This is a genomic window from Streptomyces sp. V1I1 (genome assembly GCF_030817355.1).
In the GTDB taxonomy this organism is placed as follows: domain Bacteria; phylum Actinomycetota; class Actinomycetes; order Streptomycetales; family Streptomycetaceae; genus Streptomyces.
In genome coordinates, this window is record NZ_JAUSZH010000001.1 from 3,608,963 (window position 1) to 3,626,509 (window position 17,547).

The window sequence follows — 17,547 nt, forward strand, 5'->3', positions numbered from 1 at the left end:
CGTACCTACAGCAGCTTCTGGTTCTCGTACGTACAGCAGCTTCTGGTTCTCGTACGTACAGACCTGCAGATTCAGCGCTTGGCGTGGCGGCCGCGCTGGGACGGCGGCACCTCGTCGGCCGGTCCCGCTGCGGCGGCTTCCTTCTTGCCCCGGGAACGGGCGCGCAGGAACTCGATCGCGATCGGCACCACCGAGATCAGCACGATGAGGATCAGGATCGCTTCGATGTTCTTGTGGACGAACTCGACCTTGCCGAGCGCGGCGCCGAGCAGGGTGACGCCCGCACCCCACAGGGTGCCGCCGATGATGTTGAAGGTGATGAACGAGCGGTAGTTCATCCGGCTCACACCGGCGATGATCGGCGTGAACGTACGCACGATGGGCACGAAGCGGGCGAGCACCAGCGACTTGGGGCCGTACTTCTCGAAGAACTCGTGCGCCTTCTCGACGTTCTCCTGCTTGAAGAGCCTGGAGTCGGGGCGCTTGAAGAGCGACGGGCCGACCTTGCGGCCGAAGAGATAGCCGACTTGGTCGCCGATGACGGCGGCGAGGACGATCAGGGCGCACACCGCCCACAGCGGGAGCTCGTCCAGCGCTCCGGTGGTCACCAGCAGCCCGGTGGTGAACAGCAGCGAGTCACCCGGCAGGAAGAAGCCGATGAGCAGGCCGGATTCGGCGAAGACGATGACCAGGACCCCGATCAGACCGAAGGTCGAGATCAGATAGTCCGGGTCCAGCCAGCTCGGTCCGAGCGCAAGGGTAGTCACGAGGTCCGGGCTCCTGAGTCGATAGTCGGTCGATCGTCGATTCGGCCGTCGATATTCGGCGCGGTCGGCAGACCAAAGCTATCAACGCATCGCAGCCGTTCCACGTTCCATCGGCCCGCCCAGGATGCACTGTGCTCGGACTGGGACAAAGCTGTGCGTCACAAGCCTCAGAGAGCTTTATGGGAGCCGTACGGAAGGTGGACGCAGATGGGCATCGAGGATTACGGCGGCGGTCAGGGCCCGCAGTCCGACGTACTGGTCGTCACCACGAACGACGTGGCCGGATTTCAGGTGCAGGAGGTCATCGGAGAGGTCTTCGGGCTCACCGTGCGCTCACGGCATCTGGGCAGCCAGATCGGCGCGGGCCTCAAGTCGATGATCGGCGGCGAGCTGAAGGGGCTGACCAAGACCCTGGTCGAGACCCGCAACCAGGCGATGGAGCGCCTGGTCGAGCAGGCACGCTCGCGCGGGGCCAACGCCGTGCTGATGTTCCGCTTCGACGTGTCGGAGGCGGCGGACGTGGGCACGGAGGTCTGCGCGTACGGCACGGCGGTGGTCGTGGCCCGGAGCTGAGCCGGACGGAGTCCGGGCCGGGGCCGCGCCAGTCCGGCCCGGACCCAGCGCCCGCAGGCCCGCACCGCACCCGCCCCGGCGCCCTGAGGCCCGCGCCCCGGACCGGACCCGCCGCTGCCGCCGCAGGACGCGATCAGCTGCCCCGCACCGCGTTCGCGAGGATCGCGTCACGCAGATAGCCCGCCAGGCCGGGCTTGATCTGCTCGAACGTGGAGCTGAAGCGCTCGTCCGCGACGTACATCTCGGCGAGCCCGGTGTGGATCTCGTACGTGCAGTCGTAGAAGTTCCGGCTGATCTGCTGCCGGTGCTGCTCGGCCAGGTCCATCGCCGACTCCGAGTCCGGGGCCACTCCTGCGTCCATGAGGGCGACGAAGGCGCTGGTGTTCCCGGCGCCCTCGGCCTTGATCCGCAGCCAGTCGTCCTTGGTGTAGGTGGCGACCCGGCGCTGTGAGTCCCGGTACGGCTCCGTGTCGCCCCAGCGCCGGCGCGACTCCTCGTCGAACCGGTCCGGGTCGTACTCCCCGAAAACCTCGAACTTCTCCTCGGGCGTGAGGTTGATCCCCATCTTCCGTGCCTCCATGGCGTGTTCGACGGCCTCGGCCATCTTCTGCAGCTTCTCGATCCGGACCGTCAGCAGCTCGTGCTGCCTGCGCAGGTGCTCCTGCGGGTCCGCGTCCGGGTCGTCGAGAAGTGCCGCGACCTCGTCGAGCGGAAAGCCGAGCTCCCGGTAGAACAGGATCTGCTGCAGCCGGTCGAGGTCGGCGTCGCCGTAACGCCGGTGGCCCGCGTGGCTGCGGCCGCTCGGCGAGAGCAGTCCGATCTCGTCGTAGTGGTGCAGCGTGCGCACCGTCACTCCGGCAAATGAGGCGACCTGTCCCACCAAGTAGCTCATCGCTTTCCGCTCCTTCGTTTCTCGTTGCGCGTCTCAGACTGCTGCCTCACGTTGCGTGAGGTGCAAGCCCGTATGAGCCTGAGACCTGAACGCTTACAGCCGGGAGCAAGAAAGGCGGTGAGGACGATGCCACTCCACCAGGGCGCGGGCAGCGGTGCCCCCGAGAAGGAGCAGGAAGCGCGCATGCTCGCCCTCAACCCTTTCTACGGCGCGGCCGACCCGGTCAGCGGAATGACCTCGGCCCCGCCCACCCACCGGCTCCCCGACGGCCCGCTGCCGCCCTCGACGGCGTACCGCCTGGTCCATGACGAGCTGATGCTCGACGGCAACTCCCGGCTCAACCTCGCCACCTTCGTCACCACCTGGATGGAGCCACAGGCTGGGGTGCTGATGTCGGAGTGCCAGGACAAGAACATGATCGACAAGGACGAATACCCGCGCACCGCCGAGTTGGAGCGGCGCTGTGTGGCCATGCTCGCCGACCTCTGGAACGCCCCGGACCCGGCCGCCGCGGTCGGCTGCTCGACCACCGGCTCCAGCGAGGCCTGCATGCTCGCCGGTCTGGCGCTCAAGCGCCGCTGGGCGAAGCGCAACGCCGACCGCTATCCCGCGACCGCCCGCCCGAACATCGTGATGGGCGTCAACGTCCAGGTCTGCTGGGACAAGTTCTGTACGTTCTGGGAAGTCGAGGCGCGGCTTGTGCCCATGGAGGGCGACCGCTTCCATCTCGATCCGCAGGCTGCGGCCGACCTCTGCGACGAGAACACCATCGGCGTAGTGGCCGTGCTCGGCTCGACCTTCGACGGGTCCTACGAACCGGTCGCCGAGGTCTGCGCCGCCCTGGACGCCCTACAGGAGCGCACCGGCCTGGACATCCCCGTCCATGTCGACGGGGCGTCCGGCGCGATGGTCGCGCCCTTCATCGACGAGGACCTCGTCTGGGACTTCCGGCTGCCGCGGGTCTCCTCGATCAACACCTCCGGGCACAAATACGGCCTGGTCTATCCCGGCGTCGGCTGGGCGCTGTGGCGCTCGGGCGCCGAACTGCCCGATGAACTGGTCTTCCGGGTCAACTATCTGGGCGGCGACATGCCCACCTTCGCCCTGAACTTCTCGCGCCCGGGCGCCCAGGTCGTCGCGCAGTACTACACCTTTCTGCGACTGGGCCGGGAGGGCTACCAGGCCGTCCAGCAGACTGCGCGGGACGTCGCCCGCGGGCTCGCCGGCCGGTTCGAGGCCCTGGGCGACTTCCAACTCCTCACCCGCGGCGACGAGTTGCCCGTGTTCGCCGTCACCACCGCGCCAGGCGTGCAGAACTTCGACGTCTTCGACGTCTCGCGGCGGCTGCGCGAGCACGGCTGGCTGGTGCCCGCGTACACCTTCCCGGCCAACCGGGAGGATCTCTCCGTACTCCGCGTGGTCTGCCGCAACGGCTTCTCCTCCGATCTCGCGGAGCTGCTGATGGATGATCTGAACCGGCTGCTGCCCGAACTGCGCCGCCAGCCCTACCCGTTGAGCAAGGACACGGCGGCGGCGACCGCCTTCCACCACTGACGGCCGCCCCGCCCCGCGCTCAGTGGCTGAGCCGCCGGAACCGCCGCACCGCCAGCGGGAAGAACACCGCCACCAGCGCCACCGGCCACACCGCCGCCATCAGCTGGGCGTGCTCCGCCGCCCAGGAGCCTTCAGCCACGCCCGGGATGCCGGACAGGTCCCGTACCGCCGTGGCCGTCGCCGACATCGGGTTCCACTCGACGGCCGCGCCCAGCCAGCCCGGCATCGACTCCGGCGTCGCGAAGGCGTTGGAGAGGAAGCCGATCGGCCACACCAGGATCTGCACGGCCTGCACCATCTCCGGCTTGCCCGCGACCATCGCCAGATGGATCCCGATCCACAGCATCGCGAACCGCAGCAGGAGCAGCAGCCCCACCGCTCCCAGGAACGACCCGAACCCGCCGTGCCAGCGCCAGCCGATCGCGTACCCCACGCCGATCATCACGAGCAGGCTGAGCGCCGACTGGAGCATGTCCGCCACGCTCCGCCCGACCAGCACCGCGGAGCTCGCCATCGGCATGGAGCGGAACCGGTCGATGACCCCCTTGCCCAGGTCCTGGGTGACGGCCAGCATCGTCGAATCCAGGCCGAACGCCATGGTCAGCGCGAGCATGCCGGGGACCAGGAAGCCGACGTACGCCCCTTCGACGCCCCGTCCACCGCCGACCAGATAGCCGAACATCAGCAGCAGCATCACCGGGAAGACCAGGCCGACGACGACCTGCACCGGCTGCCGCGCCCAGTGGGCGAGTTCGCGCCGGGTCATGGTCCAGGAGTCGGTGAGAGCCCATACGGTCATGCGGACACCTCCTGAGTGAGGTGCAGGAACACCTCGTCGAGCGTGGGGCGTCGGACGGCTATGTCCTCCGCCTCGATACCGGCCGCCTCCAGGGCGCGCACGGCCTCGGTCAGAGCCGCCATCCGGTCGTTCACCGGTGCGCTGACCAGTCTCCGGTCCTCATCCACGGTTGCCTCGCCCGCCAACAGCGAGGCAGCGCACGCCAGTTGTCCCGCGTCATGCAGGACGATGTCGATCCGGTCGCCGCCGAGCTTCGCCTTCAGCTGGTCCGCCGTGCCGTCCGCGATCACCCGCCCGGCGTCGATCACCGAGATCCGGTCGGCCAGCTGATCGGCCTCCTCCAGATACTGCGTGGTCAGCAGTACGGTCGTGCCCCCGCCGACCAGTGAGCGCACCGCGCTCCACACCTCGGCCCGCCCGCGCGGGTCGAGCCCGGTCGTCGGCTCGTCCAGGAACAGCACCTCCGGCTCGGTGATCAGCGACGCCGCCAGGTCGAGCCGCCTGCGCATCCCGCCGCTGTACTGCTTGACCGCCTTTCGGCCCACGTCCGCGAGCCCGAACCGCTCCAGGAGCTCGTCCGCCCGTGCGCCCGCCCGCCGGGCGCCCAGGTGGTACAGCCGCCCGAACATCTCCAGGTTCTGCCGGCCGCCGAGCTCCTCGTCGACCGCCGCGTGCTGCCCGAGCAGCCCGATCCGCCGCCGCACTTCGACCGCCTCGGTCCTTACGTCATGGCCTGCCACCCGCACCACGCCCTCGTCGTGCCGCAGCAGCGTCGCCATGATGCGTACGACGGTGGTCTTGCCCGCGCCGTTGGGCCCGAGCACCCCGTGCACCGTGCCGCGGGCCACCGCCAGATCCAGTCCGTCCAGGGCCCGTTTCTCCCCGTACCGCTTCCGCGCGCCCTCGACGACGATCGCGTCCGTCATGCGTCTCCTCCAGCACCTCAAGCACCCGCAAAGCTAGTAGTCAAACTTGACTACTGCCGCAAAGTATCCCCGAATCCGCGATTGGTCAAACTTGATTAGCTCTGATCTCCCTCATGCGGCACACCCGTGGCATATGGGTTCTCCTCGCCCTCGGCGAGCACCCCCACGAAGGGATCACCCTCCCCCGAGAAGGTGTACGCCCCCTCCTCGATCCGCCGGATCAGGCCCCGCGTCCACTCGGCCCCGGAGTCCGCCGAGCCGACCCACAGATTCATGATCTCGCCGATGTGCCCGAGCGACTGGGGACCTTCCTCGGGGGTGTAGTACTCCGTCACCGCGGCCCGCCACTCCTCCAGGCCGCGCACCCGCCCCTTCAGCAGCGCCACGGCCTCGTCCCGCTTCAGTTCGACGATGAAGCCGATCGCGGCCGAGAGGACATCCAGCTTCTGGTCGTAGACCGTCAGGGACTCCCGGAGCAGTCTGAAGAACTCCTCGGTGCCCTTCTCGGTGATCTCGTACTCGGTGCGCGGCGGGCCGCCGGCCGTCGACGGCGCGATCTCATGGGCGTGTAGCAGACCTTGCTTCGCCATCTGCTTCAGCGCGTGGTAGATCGAGCCGGGCTTGGCGTTGGACCACTCGTGGGCGCCCCAGTACTCCAGATCGTTGCGGACCTGGTAGCCGTGCGCCCGCCCGTGCTGGCGTACGGCTCCAAGGACCAGCAGCCGGATCGCTGACATCCGCGTACCCTTCCTATTCAACTTTGACTAGGGTACGCGGAGAAACACGGAGGCAGACGGATCAGCCGGCGAGAGGGCGCCTGCCGGCCCGCTACTCGCCCCAGCTCTGTCCGCTCTCCAGCGCCACCAGCTCGAATGCGCCCTTGCCGTCCAGCGACTCGCGGATGATGTCCGCGTGGCCCGCGTGCCGGCCGATCTCCTCCACCAGATGCAGCATCAGCCAGCGCATCGACACCGCGCCGTCCTTGGGGAACCACGGCGCGGCGGGCAGCGGGAAGGTGTCGTCCAGGCTGGGCACGGAGTGGATGAACTCGTCGGTCTCCTTGGCGACCGAGTCCCAGAAGGCCAGCATCCCCGGGATCGTCTCCTCGCCGACAAGCCGGAAGCTGTCGCCCCAGGTCTCCTCGTTGCGCGCCTTGTCGTTCGGCTTCTGCTGCGCCATCCGCAGCCAGTTCAGCTCCGTCTCCGCGACATGCTTGAGCAGTCCGGACAGCGAGAGCTCGCTGGCGCTCGGGCGGCTCGCCGCCTGCTCCTCGGTCAGTCCGAGAACCGAGCGGCGGATCGCGCCGCGCTGCGCCTCGACGAAGGAGAGGAGCGCGCCGCGCTCGTCGCCGTGGGCTTCTGCGGGAACGTGAGTGACCATGATGTCCGCCCCTCCGAGCTTGGCGTGCCGTCCTGACAACGACCAAGCTACGGACCCTTGCGGTCAGCTTCTGTCCGCAAGGGTCCGGCGTCGCGGAGATGTCAGATCGCCGAGATCTCAGGCCGCGGAGATATCAGAAGGGGAACTGCGAGCGGCCGTGCTGCACCGAGATCCACTTCTGCGTGGTGAACGCCTCGATCATCGACTCGCCGTTCAGCCGCCCGCTGCCGGAGTGCTTCTCGCCGCCGAAGGGGACGATCGGCTCGTCGTGGACGGTGCTGTCGTTGATGTGGATCATTCCGGTGTTGATCCGCTGGGCGATCCGTACACCCCGCTCGATGTCACCGGTGTGCACCGCGCCGCTCAGTCCGTACGGAGTGTCATTGGCGATCCTGACCGCCTCGTCCTCCCCGTCGAACGGCACGATCAGCGCGACCGGGCCGAAGATCTCCTGCTGCAGGACCGGCGAGTCGGCCTCGAGACCGGTCAGCACCGACGGGCCCACGAGATTGCCCTCGGACGTCCCGTGCAGCAGCGCGGTCGCACCGGCCTCGACGGTCTGGTCGACCAGCGCCGTGACCGCGTCGGCCTGCGAGGAGTTGATGAGCGGGCCGATGTGGGTCTGCGGGTCCGCCGGGTCGCCGACCTTGAGGGTCTTGACCTTGGCGACGAACTTCTCGGTGAACTCCTTCTCCACGCTCCGGTCCACCAGGACGCGGTTGGCGGCCATGCAGACCTGGCCCTGGTGCACGTAACGGCTGAAGACCGCCGCGTCCACCGCGTAGTCGATGTCGGCGTCCTCCAGCACGATCAGCGCGCTGTTGCCGCCCAGTTCGAGAATGGCGCGCTTGAAGTTGGCCGCGCAGACGGTGGCGACATGCTTGCCCACCTTGTCGGAGCCGGTGAAGGAGATGGCCTTCGGCACCGGGTGCTCCAGCAGCGCGTCGCCTATCTCGGCTATGTCGGTGATGACGACGTTCAGGAGTCCTGCGGGCAGGCCCGCGTCCTCGAAGACCTTGGCCACCAGGGACCCACCGCAGATCGGGGTGTTCTGGTGTGGCTTGAGGACCACCGCGTTGCCCAGCGCCAGCGCCGGGGCCACCGACTTGATCGACAGCAGGAAGGGGAAGTTGAAGGGGCTGATGACGCCCACGACGCCGACCGGCAGGCGGTAGACACGGTTCTCCTTGCCGTCGACCGGCGAGGGGAGGATCCGGCCCTCGGGCCGCAGGGAGAGCTGCACCGCCTCGCGCAGGAACTCCTTGGCGAGGTGCAGTTCGAAGGCCGCCTTGAGATGCGTGCCGCCCAGCTCCGCGATGATCGTCTCGGTGATCTCCTGCTCGCGGTCCTCGATGATCCGCAGCGCGCGCTCGAAGACCAGTCGGCGGGCGTACGGATTGGTCGCAGCCCAGGCTTCCTGCGCGCGCTCCGCGGCACGGTAGGCCTGGTCCACCTCCGCTGCGGTGGCGACCGGGATCGAGGCCAGCTTCTCCCCGTCGTACGGGTTGAAATCGATGATGTCCCAGGAGCCGCTTCCCGGCCTCCACTCGCCATCGATGTACTGGTGGGCCAGCTCGGTGAAGAAGGACATGTGATCCGATTCCTTACTGCAGAAGCAGATGCCTGACTTCACGTCATCGTACTTGTGTTTCAGATGAGTTGGAGTAGACCACGGAGAAGATCCCGGCTCTCGGCCGGATCCGGGCTCTCCTGCTGAAGACGCTCCATCACTCGTTCGTACTGAGTGACCTCCTCGCGCTTGTCCAGGTAGAGGGCGCTGGTGAGCTGCTCCAGATAGACGATGTCGGAGAGGTCCGACTCGGGAAAGCGCAGCATGGTGAAGGAGCCGCTCTCGCCCGCGTGCCCGCCGAAGCTGAAGGGCATCACCTGCAGGGTGATGTTCGACTGCTCGGAGATCTCGATCAGATGCCTCAATTGGCTCTGCATCACCGCCCGGTCGCCGTACGGGCGGCGCAGGGCTGCCTCGTCGAGGATGGCGTGGAAGCGGGGCGCGCGCTCGGAGACGAGGACCTTCTGGCGCTCCAGGCGGAGCGCGACCCGGCGGTCGATCTCGGCGCGCGGGGCGTCGGGGATGCCGCGGGTGACGACCGCGTGCGCGTACGACTCGGTCTGCAGCAGGCCGTGTACGAACTGCACTTCGTAGATTCGGATGAGCGAGGCGGCGCCTTCCAGGCCGACATATGTCTGGAACCAGCCGGGCAGCACGTCGCCGAAGCTGTGCCACCACCCGGCGACATTGGCCTCCTTGGCGAGGCCGAGGAGGGACCCGCGCTCGGATTCGTCGGCGACCCCATAGAGCGTCAGCAGATCCTCGACGTCCCTCGCCTTGAAACTCACCCGTCCCAACTCCATGCGGCTGATCTTGGATTCGGATGCGCGGATGGAGTAACCAGCCGCCTCGCGGGTGATGCCGCGCGACTCGCGCAGCCGCCTCAGTTGGGAGCCCAACAGGATGCGCCGCACCACGGAACCGGAAGACTCGCCTGCGGTCACGACTCCAACCCTCCCCATCGCTAGGTCTCGCTACGTCGATGTGTGTGCCGATGTGTGTCGATGCCTGTCTCGCGGAGTGCCCCCGAACCCCGAGACCGGGATTCTGCCACCAAAACGCTTCAGCCCGTACTCATTCGATTACGGAAATGAGACGGCCTTGGGAAGGGGGTGAAAGAGATCTGCGGAAGAAATGAGTAAGAACCGGCACCTGGGCGGACAGGTCGGGCACGTGCACGTGCATCTGCCCTTGCATCTGCTCTACGCATTGGGAACCATGGTCCTCGCGCACCTGCGTGCTCGTTCGTGTTGTAGCGTCACAGCCGCGATTCCTGGGAGTGCCTCGCATGGGACCGAATGGATCGACCATGCTCGAGCCGTTACGGCAGGGGCTGCCCCCAATCGATCCCGCAGCGGTTTCCAGCTCAGCCTCGTGCGCCCTGCCCGCCCGCTATGAAGCGGTGCGCGGAGCACGGCAGTTCACCAAGGCGACGCTCGGGCAGTGGGAGCTCAACGACCGTTTCGACGATGTCGCGCTGGTCGTTTCCGAACTTGTCACCAACGCACTGCGGCACGCGCTGCCCGCCGACACCCCGCGGGAGATCCGGGAGTCCCAGGATCCGCCCGTACGGCTGCATTTGATGCGCTGGACGAGCCGGCTGGTATGCGCGGTGCGCGATCCCAGCCACGACAGTCCAGGGGCGTCCGGCGACAGCGAGGACGCCCCTTTTCCCGACCCGAGCGGGGGTGCAGAGTCGGGCCGCGGTCTGTTTCTGGTGGATTCCTTCAGCGACAGCTGGGGCTGGCACCCACTGGCCGGGTCGCTGCACGGCAAGGTCGTCTGGGCACTGTTCCGGCTGGGCTAGGCCGCCGGGGCCGAGCAGTCTGGCGGCTGGCTCGCGAAGCCACCCACCGGACAGCAACCACCAACGCCCCCTGGCCCACAGCACCCACGAACCCGGACGCCTAGACCAGGTGGTCGAACTCCCCGTCCTTGACGCCCAGCAGCAACGCTTCTATCTCGGCGGGCGTATAGACCAGGGCGGGGCCGTCGGGGTGCCGTGAATTGCGCATCGCCACGTCTCCGCCCGGCAGTTTGGCGAACTCCACGCAGGATCCCTGGGAGTTGCTGTGTCTGCTCTTCTGCCAGACGACCCCGTGAAGCTCCGTGGCCGCCATGCCGTTGTACGCGTGGTGCACGAGAACGCTCCCGGGGTACAAGGTGCAGGTGTCAACTGTCCCGGATCATAGCTGTGTTTCATATGCCAATGCATGAACGGCTGCACGGGCAGATGCACGTGCACGCGGGGTGTTCCCTCGGTTACAGCTTCTCCAGCGGGTGATCGAATCTCTCGTGCACAAGGAAGAGACGTGTTCCACGCCCTTCTGGCTCCCAGGCCCAGGTAAAAGTCCGGGCCCCCCGGAGCACCTTGAGGTGATCCGGGGAGCCCGGGCGAAGTCTCCTGCGCATCACTTTCCGGAGGAGTACGGCAGCAGCGCCATCTCACGGGCGTTCTTGATCGCACGGGCCAGCAGACGCTGCTGCTGGGCGCTCACCCGGGTCACCCGGCGGCTGCGGATCTTGCCGCGGTCGGAAATGAACCTCCGCAGCAGGTCCGTGTCCTTGTAGTCGATGTACGTGATCTTCGCCTGGTCCAGCGGGTTGGGGCGGGACTTGACGGGCTTGCGCGGGTCGGTGCGGCGGGGGGACATCAGACCTCCAGGAGGGAGTCGAAGGCAGGCGGCAGCCGTTTCCAGGCCTCGCGGCCAGCGGCGTACTCGGCATCGGTCAGCAGGCAGGATTCGAGGAGCTGTTCCAGGCCGTGGCGGTCCAGTCCCGGTGAGGTGAAGACCAGGTGCTGGCAGCAGTCCCCGTGCTCGGGGTGCCAGTCCAGCGCGGCCGCGGCCCGGCGGACCGGCGGGACCAGGTCCCAGGCCGCGTCCGGCAGCGAGGCGAGCCAGGGGCCCGCGTTCTCCACGCAGAGCGCGCCGCCCGCCGCGTCCCAGGCCAGCAGGGTGTCCGGGCGGTCCGCGAGCCAGAAGCGGCCGCGACTGCGGGCAGCCGCGCAGGTCAGGTCCTCCAGCGCCTGGTAGAGCCGCTCCGGGTGGAAGGGGCGGCGGCGGTGCCAGACGTACGTACCGACCCCGCAGTCGTCCGCCTCCTGCGGCAGCAGCGCACAGGCCGGATGCTGGGCGGCAGCGGCCGCCTCCACGTCGAAGCCGGCCAGCGCGGCGGCGGCCAATTCGGCTCCGCCGACCTCGACTTGGCGGGCGGTCGGGTGCAGCTGGGCGAGCAGCGCGCGGTCCTCGTCGTCGGCCTCCTCGCTGTCGACGACGGCGAGCACGGGCGCGTACTCCAACTGGCGCGCCCAGGTGTCGGCGACCGTGCGCTGGTCGCTGGTGGCGGCCGCGAGCCCCACGTCGATCAGATCGTCGCCGTTGCCGAGGTAGGGCAGCAGCAGGGCCGGGTCGACGGCGGTCATCACCGAGGTGACGGTGAGGCGTTCGCCGCCGTGCGCCTCGACGACCTCGGCCATCGCCTTCGGTTCGACCGAGTCCCACAGCTCGACGACCGCGAGCCGGGTCGTGCCGCCGTCCGCGAGCCGTTCCAGCTCGGGCACCAGGTCCTCGCGCAGCGCACAGCAGGCGCAGTCGTTGACCAGCGGCGTCTCGCCGGTGTTCTGCACGCCGTGTGCGTCGCGGACGCTCCGTACTACCGTCCCCTGCGCGGCGGTCGACAGGTCGTGGTGGAGCGCGACGCTGCCGGGCACCGTGGCCAGCAGCCGCTCCACGGCGGCCTTGCGGGCGTCGGAGTGCAGCCCGGCGACGAGCACGACGGGGAGCCTCACGCTCGTCCTCCGTACCGCCGCTCGAAGCGCTCCACTCGCCCGGCCGTGTCGAGCACCCGCGCGGTCCCCGTATAGAAGGGGTGGCTCGCGGAGGAGATCTCGACGTCGATGACGGGGTAGGTGTTGCCGTCCTCCCACTCGACCGTCTTCTCGCTGGTGGCGGTGGAGCGGGTGAGGATGGCGAAATCGGCCACCTTGTCGCGGAAGACGACGGGGCCGTACGGGGGGTGGATACCGGACTTCATCGCGCTGTTCAGCGCTCCTCTCGGAAGTCGACGTGCTTGCCGACCATCGGGTCGTACTTGCGCAGCGTCATGCGGTCGGGGTCGTTACGGCGGTTCTTGCGGGTCACGTAGGTGTAGCCGGTGCCTGCTGTGGAGCGGAGCTTGATGACGGGGCGGAGTTCGTTGCGGGCCATGAGGCTAGTATATGGAAATGGTTTCCATTACCAAATGGGCCCCGCCATGGACCCCGTCAACGAGAGGTGAATCACCTGTGTCCGCCCACTGCCAGCTGACCGGCGCCCAGCCGGGCTTCGGCAACAACATCTCCCACTCGCACCGGCGCACGTCGCGCCGCTTCGACCCCAACATCCAGCGCAAGCGCTACTGGCTGCCGAGCGAGGGCCGCCATGTCCGGCTCACGCTGAGCGCCCGCGCGATCAAGGCCATTGACACGATCGGGATCGAGGCCGCCGTGGCCCGCATCCGTGCCCGCGGGGTGAAGGTCTGATGGCAAAGAAGAGCAAGATCGCCCGCAATGAGCGGCGTAAGGAAGTCGTCGAGCGATACGCCGAGCGGCGGGCGGAGTTGAAGGAGATCATCCGCCGCCCGGACGCGAGCGCGGACGAACGGGTCGCCGCGCAGGCCGAGTTGCGGCGTCAGCCGCGCGACGCGAGCGCGACGCGGGTGCGGAACCGGGACAGCGTGGACGGCCGGCCGCGCGGACATCTGCGGAAGTTCGGCATTTCGCGCGTGCGGCTCCGTGAGCAGGCACACGCCGGATTCCTCCCGGGAGTTCGTAAGGCCTCCTGGTAACTTGGCGCGGTCTTGAAACCGACAACGGGGGACCGACAAGTGCACAAGCGCGTACGTACTTCAGTGGTCGCGGCGGGTCTCGTCGCCGCTCTGGCGCTGACCGGCTGCAGCAGCGGCGACAACGACTCCGGCAAGGACAAGACGTCTGCCAAGCCGACGGAGACGGGCGGCGGCGACGGCGACGGCGCGGCCGCGAGTGGGAGCATCGAGGGCGCCTGGGCCGGTGTCACCGACGGCAAGACCGTCGCGCTGTCCGTCTCGGGCAAGATCGCGGCCGTCGTTGCCGACGGGCACGTCTGCACAGGCCAGGTGACGGACCATGGCAAGCCGATGCTGTCCCTGAAGTGCGCCGACGGGAACACCGACCGCACGATGGGCTCGATCGAGTCCAACGACGGCACGACCCTGGTTGTCTCGTGGGACGCCGGCGCGAAGGACACGCTCACCAAGACCGACCCGGGCAAGTTGCCGACGGGGCTGCCGACCGGCATCCCGACTCCCTGACGCTCCTGACGTCTCTGACGTACGAGGTCGATTACGGGCCGCGGACCCTGCACGGGTTCGCGGCCCGTCGTCGTTGTGCCGATCGCAATCCGGACGGGCGGCCGGGACCACCCTGGCGCGACGGGCCCGTTGTCAGGACAATCACTTGCGCACCAGGCGGTGATCTCCCGCGGGCATCGGGGGTGCCTCAAGTCCCGTATCCCGCAGGCGGCTTCACCGACCCCCCAGCACATGCGAAAGGCATCAGAATGACGAACAACCGCGTCATACGGTACGGCGGCCGGTTACTGGCCACGACCGTGGCCGCATGCGGGATGGCCGTGGCCGCCACCCCGTCCGCGTTCGCCGAGGAGCAGCCGACACGGCAGCAGCTCACGGCGGACTGCGCCTCGGGCGAGGGCAAGTGCACCTTCAATTCGCCGCAGCTCGGCCAGGCGTACCTGGGTCGGTTCCACCAGGTCTCCGACTCGCTGTTCAACTGCAGTACCTCGGACGCCACTCAGTCCATGACCTGGAACGACACCGTGGGCTCCACCGACTCGGTCGGCGTCTCGGTCACCGCGGGCGGCAAGATCGCGGGCATTGTGGACCTGAGCGTGACGGCAAGCTACAACCACAGCTGGTCGAGCACGCACTCGGAGAGCAGCTCCCTGGGCATGACGGTCAAGCCCGGTGAAGTGGGCTGGATCTCCCGCGCCCAGGTGATGCAGATGGTCTCCGGCACCTGGCAGACCCACTACGACAGCCCCAAGTGGGGCCACTACTACTGGTTCTGGCAGGACACCATCACCGGGCCGGCCGCGAACGGCACGGACGGCAAGAGCAACGCGGTGGTCGTCAAGAGCCGCAAGATGACCGCTACGGAGAAGAAGTCCTGCTCCGCTGACGCCCACGAGGGCAGGGCGTTCGTCCAGGAGCGTTGACACACGGCCCCCTGCTCTGTCCCGGGGCAGGGGGCCGCCGCTGAACTACGCATCCTCCAGCTCGCACCACACCGTCTTGCTGTCGGCCCCCCAACCACACCCCTTCGCGCCGATGACGCGGCAGAGCCGGCCTCTCCACGGTCGGCGCCCCGCCGGGAGCGGGCGGAGGCGGCGCGACCGTTGTCGCGCCACCACGGGCCAAGTGTCTGTTCACGTCGGCGAGGGTGGCCAGGTAGTAGGTGCACACGCGCTGCACAGCCTGAGTGTGATCCATACTGTCCCCCTCGTCGGCGAGCCCGCGGGCGTAGTCACGTAAGAGGTCGTGCAGCCGGTAGCGGCTCCCCGGGTTCTCCTCGATCAGATGGTCGTCGTAGAGCGCGTCGAGGTACCGGCGGGCCACCGCCACCGGAATCGAGTCAAGCGCGGCGCTGATATGTGCGTCAATGTCCGTGCCCGGATAGAAGCCGAGCTGTCGGAAGAACCGTTGCAGCTCTGGCGGAAGGTCCTGGTAGGAGAGATCGAACGTCGCGGCCACCGCGCGCTCGCCGGCGCGCATCTCTCCCAGCCGGTCCCGTGCAGCCAGCAGCCGCCCCCTCAGATCCTCGGCACTCCACGCCGGATGGTGACGCAGCCGAGCGGCCAGCAAAGACACGCCCAGCGGCAGATATCCGCAGAGCTGCACCAGCTCCTCCAGCACGGCCCTCTCAAAGCTCTCCGCCGATCGCCCACTCAGCCTCGTGAAGAGATCGATCGCATGATCCCGCGGCAGCGCCTCGACCGCCAGCACCACCTCCTCGTGCGCCGCCAGCCGCCTCCGGCTGGTCACCAGGACGAGACAGCCGCTCCCGCCGGGAAGCAGCGGCTCCAACTGCCGGTAGCTGGCTGCGTTGTCGAGGATGAGCAACGCCTGTTTGTCGGCCAGTCGGCTCCGCCACATGGCGGCCCGCGCCTGGGTGACCACCCCTGCGTCATCCCCGACCGGTATCCGCTGCGCGGGCACCCCCGTGGCTGCCAACAGCGAGGCCAGGGCATCAGCCGCCTGCACCGGGCTCCGCCCCGGGGTATGCCCGTTCAGGTTCACGAAGAGCTGCCCGTCCGGAAACCGATTCGCCAGCACATGTCCGGCGTGCACCGCGAACGTCGTCTTCCCGACCCCCGGCATCCCGTCGATCACATGCACCGGCAGCGACTCCCCACTCCCCTGGGAGGCTTCCACCGAACCTACCAACCGCGAGAGCTCCTCCGAACGGTTGGTGAACGCCGCAGTGTCCCGCGGCAGTGACCGCAGCACCAGGGCCGCCCCCGGAGGCCCCGTCTCATCGTCCGGCGGGACGAGCGGCTGCTGATTGTTCTCCGGCGTACCGATGTCGGCCAGAGCGGCGAGCAGCGCGGTCAGACCGACCAGCACCACGCCCAGCATGGCGAATGACAGCCATGGGCGCTGTTGCATCCAGCCGAGCCAGGAAGGCCAGCGAGACTGCTCCGACACCGCGTTCGTGACCAGCCCCACGAGCATGGTCGTCGCCGCGCCGCCACCGGCGACAACGGCGATCGCCATGCCTCGCCTCATCCTCATGAGACCCCCGAGATCGACACCCCAACTGCCCAAGCGCATCAGGCACCCTGGCAACCGGTCAAGCACGACTCAGGCCAGGCATCCACACGAAGTACCGCACATCAGCACAGCCGATACTCGGACTTCGTCAAGGAGTGATGCGGGGGTGCGTCTTCGACACCTGCGCGTTGTCCGCCGCCGCCCTGCCGTGGGTCCAGCCCGCTTCGTCCGTCACGCCGCGGACCCGCGTGGTCGTCGTCTGCGGGAACATCTCCTCCGCGCGGTCCGTGACAGCCACGTCCCGCGACGCCAGCACCGGCAGCAGGTCCGCGGTCACCACTTCGTCCGCCACCGCCGCGAGCCGCTCGCCCAGCCGGTGGGCGTACGCCATCAGGAACGACTGGCGGAAGGTCTTCGTACGCTTGCGGCCGCCCGCGCGCTGGCCCGCCTCCGCCCGGGTCATCGCCGTCGTCCCCTGGACCAGCAGCGAGGTGTACAGCAGCTCGACCGCCTCGAGGTCGCCGTCGAAGCCGACGACCGTCGAGAAGCCGAAGGCGCTGTTCCACACCGCCCGGCAGCGGTTCGCGGAGGCGACCGCGTCGAGGAGGATCGCCTTGGCCGTTTCGTACGGGGCGTCCACGCCGATACGGCAGGCGGCGGGTGCGTCGGGGCGGTGGGTCCGGGCGGCGAGCAGCGCCTCGTCGAGGCTGTGGCGGGCCATCAGTTCCTGCGCCTTCGCGGTGAGCGCCTCCGCCTCCTCGGGGTAGCCGGTCGCCTCCGCCTTGGCGAGCAGGGCGCGGATGCGGGTCAGCATGCGCGGCTCGTGCGGGGCGGGCTCGGCGGAGAAGGGTGCGCCGGGGACCGGGCCGACCGGTTCGATCGCCGGGAGCCGGAGCAGCAGCCGGTACAGCTCCAGTACGGCGGTGGCGTACGAGAAGCGGTCCGCGGCGTAAGGGGCCCGCTTCAGCTCGTCGAGCTGGGCCCGCCAGCGTGGGGCGAGGTGTGCGTACCGCCCGCCCTCCCCCACGATCAGCGCGGCGACCAGCCGTTCATGCGCCTCGTCCAGGTCGTGCCGGACGATCCGTACGACGTCGGCCGGCTGCCAGCCGCGCTCCCAGGCACTGCGTAGGAGCTCCTCGCCGCGCAGCCGCAGTACCGCGTCGGCGGACGGATCGGCGGCGAGCAGGGACGCACCGGTGTCCAGCCCTTCGTCCCCGTCGGCGTACAGCGCGACGGCGAGGGCCTTCTCCACCGTGCCGACCGTGCTCACGCCCAGA

The 17,547-nt window shown here is 68.6% G+C and carries 22 protein-coding genes; 7 read left to right on the forward strand and 15 right to left on the reverse strand.

What is annotated here, in order from left to right; genetic code table 11:
• Positions 1-71 precede the first annotated feature (71 nt).
• Positions 72-767: a DedA family protein gene (locus QFZ67_RS16860; protein WP_307661911.1), complete on the reverse strand. Its 696-nt coding sequence runs from the start codon at positions 765-767 to the stop codon at positions 72-74.
• A 207-nt stretch (positions 768-974) separates the two neighbouring features.
• Between QFZ67_RS16860 and QFZ67_RS16865 the strand changes: the two genes are divergently transcribed.
• A complete protein-coding gene (locus QFZ67_RS16865; protein WP_307661912.1) occupies positions 975-1,340 on the forward strand; it encodes a YbjQ family protein in 366 nt (121 codons plus the stop codon).
• 133 nt (positions 1,341-1,473) lie between these two features.
• Here QFZ67_RS16865 and QFZ67_RS16870 read toward each other — a convergent pair whose 3' ends face one another.
• Positions 1,474-2,232 (reverse strand): MerR family transcriptional regulator, encoded by a 759-nt coding sequence (locus QFZ67_RS16870; RefSeq protein WP_307661913.1) that lies wholly within the window; start codon positions 2,230-2,232, stop codon positions 1,474-1,476.
• 126 nt (positions 2,233-2,358) lie between these two features.
• Between QFZ67_RS16870 and QFZ67_RS16875 the strand changes: the two genes are divergently transcribed.
• A complete protein-coding gene (locus QFZ67_RS16875; protein ID WP_307661914.1) occupies positions 2,359-3,786 on the forward strand; it encodes a glutamate decarboxylase in 1,428 nt (475 codons plus the stop codon).
• A 19-nt stretch (positions 3,787-3,805) separates the two neighbouring features.
• Here QFZ67_RS16875 and QFZ67_RS16880 read toward each other — a convergent pair whose 3' ends face one another.
• The 6 genes from QFZ67_RS16880 to QFZ67_RS16905 form a co-directional block, all read right to left on the reverse strand.
• Positions 3,806-4,585, reverse strand: coding sequence for an ABC transporter permease (locus QFZ67_RS16880; protein ID WP_307661915.1), 780 nt, complete (start codon positions 4,583-4,585; stop codon positions 3,806-3,808).
• Positions 4,582-5,511: an ATP-binding cassette domain-containing protein gene (locus QFZ67_RS16885; protein WP_307661916.1), complete on the reverse strand. Its 930-nt coding sequence runs from the start codon at positions 5,509-5,511 to the stop codon at positions 4,582-4,584. Before QFZ67_RS16885 ends, QFZ67_RS16880 begins: the two co-directional genes overlap by 4 nt.
• A gap of 95 nt (positions 5,512-5,606) precedes the next feature.
• Positions 5,607-6,248: a PadR family transcriptional regulator gene (locus tag QFZ67_RS16890; protein ID WP_307661917.1), complete on the reverse strand. Its 642-nt coding sequence runs from the start codon at positions 6,246-6,248 to the stop codon at positions 5,607-5,609.
• A 91-nt stretch (positions 6,249-6,339) separates the two neighbouring features.
• On the reverse strand, positions 6,340-6,891 hold the full coding sequence (locus QFZ67_RS16895) for a DinB family protein (protein WP_307661918.1): 552 nt from the start codon (positions 6,889-6,891) through the stop codon (positions 6,340-6,342).
• 133 nt (positions 6,892-7,024) lie between these two features.
• Positions 7,025-8,482 (reverse strand): aldehyde dehydrogenase family protein, encoded by a 1,458-nt coding sequence (locus tag QFZ67_RS16900; RefSeq protein WP_307661919.1) that lies wholly within the window; start codon positions 8,480-8,482, stop codon positions 7,025-7,027.
• Between the two features lie 59 nt (positions 8,483-8,541).
• Entirely contained in the window at positions 8,542-9,405 is an 864-nt protein-coding gene (locus tag QFZ67_RS16905; protein WP_307661920.1) for a helix-turn-helix transcriptional regulator, read from the reverse strand.
• Between the two features lie 344 nt (positions 9,406-9,749).
• On the opposite strand from QFZ67_RS16905, the gene QFZ67_RS16910 reads away from it, so the two are divergent.
• On the forward strand, positions 9,750-10,268 hold the full coding sequence (locus tag QFZ67_RS16910) for an ATP-binding protein (protein WP_307661921.1): 519 nt from the start codon (positions 9,750-9,752) through the stop codon (positions 10,266-10,268).
• Between the two features lie 100 nt (positions 10,269-10,368).
• On the opposite strand, the gene QFZ67_RS16915 is transcribed toward QFZ67_RS16910, so the two are convergent.
• The 5 genes from QFZ67_RS16915 to rpmG form a co-directional block, all read right to left on the reverse strand.
• Positions 10,369-10,602, reverse strand: coding sequence for a DUF397 domain-containing protein (locus QFZ67_RS16915; protein ID WP_307661922.1), 234 nt, complete (start codon positions 10,600-10,602; stop codon positions 10,369-10,371).
• Positions 10,603-10,872: 270 nt separating this feature from the next.
• A complete protein-coding gene (gene rpsR / locus QFZ67_RS16920; RefSeq protein WP_307661923.1) occupies positions 10,873-11,115 on the reverse strand; it encodes a 30S ribosomal protein S18 in 243 nt (80 codons plus the stop codon).
• Complete coding sequence (locus tag QFZ67_RS16925; RefSeq protein WP_307661924.1) at positions 11,115-12,251, reverse strand: GTP-binding protein; 1,137 nt, start codon at positions 12,249-12,251, stop codon at positions 11,115-11,117. The genes rpsR and QFZ67_RS16925 overlap by 1 nt, the downstream gene beginning before the upstream one ends.
• Positions 12,248-12,496, reverse strand: coding sequence for a type B 50S ribosomal protein L31 (locus QFZ67_RS16930; RefSeq protein ID WP_307661925.1), 249 nt, complete (start codon positions 12,494-12,496; stop codon positions 12,248-12,250). Before QFZ67_RS16930 ends, QFZ67_RS16925 begins: the two co-directional genes overlap by 4 nt.
• Before the next feature lie 8 nt (positions 12,497-12,504).
• On the reverse strand, positions 12,505-12,669 hold the full coding sequence (gene rpmG, locus QFZ67_RS16935; protein ID WP_307661926.1) for a 50S ribosomal protein L33: 165 nt from the start codon (positions 12,667-12,669) through the stop codon (positions 12,505-12,507).
• A 77-nt stretch (positions 12,670-12,746) separates the two neighbouring features.
• On the opposite strand from rpmG, the gene rpmB reads away from it, so the two are divergent.
• The 4 genes from rpmB (at position 12,747) to QFZ67_RS16955 (ending at position 14,715) form a co-directional block, all read left to right on the forward strand.
• Positions 12,747-12,983 (forward strand): 50S ribosomal protein L28, encoded by a 237-nt coding sequence (gene rpmB, locus QFZ67_RS16940; protein ID WP_307661927.1) that lies wholly within the window; start codon positions 12,747-12,749, stop codon positions 12,981-12,983.
• A complete protein-coding gene (gene rpsN, locus QFZ67_RS16945) occupies positions 12,983-13,288 on the forward strand; it encodes a 30S ribosomal protein S14 (RefSeq protein ID WP_307661928.1) in 306 nt (101 codons plus the stop codon). The genes rpmB and rpsN overlap by 1 nt, the downstream gene beginning before the upstream one ends.
• A gap of 39 nt (positions 13,289-13,327) precedes the next feature.
• The gene (locus QFZ67_RS16950; RefSeq protein ID WP_307661929.1) at positions 13,328-13,792 is read left to right on the forward strand and encodes a hypothetical protein; all 465 of its coding nucleotides are present in this window, start codon (positions 13,328-13,330) and stop codon (positions 13,790-13,792) included.
• Between the two features lie 248 nt (positions 13,793-14,040).
• Positions 14,041-14,715, forward strand: coding sequence for a hypothetical protein (locus QFZ67_RS16955; RefSeq protein ID WP_307661930.1), 675 nt, complete (start codon positions 14,041-14,043; stop codon positions 14,713-14,715).
• Here QFZ67_RS16955 and QFZ67_RS16960 read toward each other — a convergent pair.
• Together QFZ67_RS16960 and QFZ67_RS16965 are read right to left on the reverse strand one after the other, a co-directional pair.
• Positions 14,651-16,273 (reverse strand): NB-ARC domain-containing protein, encoded by a 1,623-nt coding sequence (locus QFZ67_RS16960; protein WP_307661931.1) that lies wholly within the window; start codon positions 16,271-16,273, stop codon positions 14,651-14,653. The two genes, QFZ67_RS16955 and QFZ67_RS16960, sit on opposite strands and share 65 nt — an antisense overlap.
• Before the next feature lie 145 nt (positions 16,274-16,418).
• Positions 16,419-17,540 (reverse strand): DUF2786 domain-containing protein, encoded by a 1,122-nt coding sequence (locus QFZ67_RS16965; RefSeq protein WP_307661932.1) that lies wholly within the window; start codon positions 17,538-17,540, stop codon positions 16,419-16,421.
• Between the last annotated feature and the right edge of the window lie 7 nt (positions 17,541-17,547).